The organism is Teichococcus vastitatis (assembly GCF_003604215.1).
GTDB lineage: Bacteria > Pseudomonadota > Alphaproteobacteria > Acetobacterales > Acetobacteraceae > Pseudoroseomonas > Pseudoroseomonas vastitatis.
The window spans coordinates 1-583 of record NZ_QXGS01000227.1 but is presented as its reverse complement, the minus strand read 5'-3'; the positions used below and the strand labels follow the sequence as shown (position 1 = coordinate 583).

Genomic DNA, 583 nt, shown 5'->3' with positions numbered 1-583 from the left:
CTTGCCCGTCATCGGGTCCGTCCTTCTCAGGCCGAACCGAGCTTATCCAACTGTCCGAAATCCGGGGACCATCTCTGCAGGACGCCTCCGCGAACTCCACAGCAGCGGATTTCGCCCGATCTGGTGAGCTCGTCACCGGTGCGGTCCGCGATGAAATGGTGAAGTGCAGAACCAGCCACTCTGTCGCCAGTGCTCATCGAGACGTTGCAGATCATCGCGGAATAGCAGGCTCTTTGGATCTCCCGATGAGGACGGCCTGCGGTCTCCTGGCATGATCAATACGGAGCATTTTTCTGGCAGGAATTCTGCAACTGCTGCCGGAACGGCAGGTTGACTCATTGTGCGCTGCACACTTCCTCCCCGCAGTGTGCGCAACTGCCCGTCAGCTTGGCCCGGCCCTGTGCCGGGTTTTTTTGGTCAGGATGAAGCTTGGCTTGAGTGCCAAATAGATGAAGAGTGTTCTTTGGTACAACTTTGAGTTCGTGGAACGGGGAAACCAGCAGGGATAATACCAACTCCCGATGGTCGTGACTCACGACGGGGGCTTCCCCGACACGGGGGTGATGTGATTCAAGCTGGTGAT

Annotated in this window: 1 protein-coding gene; it reads right to left on the bottom strand. The window is 57.5% G+C overall.

Features of this window, described 5'->3' with window-relative positions; translation table 11 throughout:
• Window positions 1-335: 335 nt before the first annotated feature.
• Window positions 336-583 (bottom strand): hypothetical protein (locus D2K64_RS25880; RefSeq protein ID WP_238384408.1); only part of this gene is annotated, 248 nt, incomplete at its 5' end.